Source organism: Klebsiella sp. K5-45 (genome assembly GCF_030128605.1).
Lineage (GTDB): Bacteria > Pseudomonadota > Gammaproteobacteria > Enterobacterales > Enterobacteriaceae > Klebsiella > Klebsiella quasipneumoniae.
In genome coordinates, this window is record NZ_JAKUZW010000057.1 from 1 (window position 1) to 837 (window position 837).

Below are 837 nucleotides of genomic sequence, written 5' to 3' on the forward strand. Positions count from 1 at the left end.
GGACCACTGACGCTAAGCGGGCCGGTACCACTACCGGAGCGTATTCTGCATACCGGTGATCAGATTTCGGCGCCACAGGCTACAGATAAAACCGTGACGCCGGTAGCGGATGACCTCGATTTTGACGATATTATTCTGGTGTTTCCTCCGGAATCCGGCCTAAAACCGCTGTATGTGATGTACCGTAGCCCTCGTAACATGCCCGGTACAGTGAGCGGCAAAGGGCAGAACGTTGGCAATAACTGGATGGGGGGGGCCAGTACCGGGGATGGTGCTCCTGTTCCTTCCCAGATTGCGGATAAATTACGCGGGAAGACTTTCGGTAGTTTTGATTCTTTCCGTCGGGCGTTCTGGAAAGCGGTTGCTGACGATTCTGCACTGAGCAAGCAATTTAGTGAAGCTGATATTAATCAGATGAAAGCTGGAAGGGCACCTACTGCGGACTTTTTAGAATCAGTAGGGAAACGTGTTAAAATTGAATTACACCACGAAAAAGAAATATCTCAAGGAGGGGCTGTTATGGATGTCGATAACATTAAGGCGCTAACACCTAAAAATCATATTGAGACACATAAAGGAAAATAAAATGGCTGGTAATAAAATTTCAGATTTTACGGAAGAAGAATTTACTGCTTTTGTTAGTAAAATAATCGCTGCTGATTTTCCAACTGACAAAGAGAACGATGATGCTATTTATTCGTTCGCCCAACTAACAGAGCATCCTGCTGGTTGGAACCTCATCTTCAAGCCTAAGGTAGGCGAAGATTCTTCGGCGAAAGGAATTGTTAAAACCGTAAAGGAATGGCGAGCTGCTAACGGTAAGCCAGGTTTTAAAAA

The 837-nt window shown here is 45.8% G+C and carries 1 protein-coding gene and 1 pseudogene; both read left to right on the forward strand.

Going from position 1 to position 837, the window contains the following annotated elements:
* A pseudogene (locus MKS11_RS27420) lies at positions 1-585 on the forward strand (klebicin B-related nuclease bacteriocin); the annotation flags it as partial.
* Position 586: 1 nt separating this feature from the next.
* The coding region (locus MKS11_RS27425; protein WP_087464848.1) for a bacteriocin immunity protein at positions 587-837 on the forward strand (251 nt) is incomplete at its 3' end.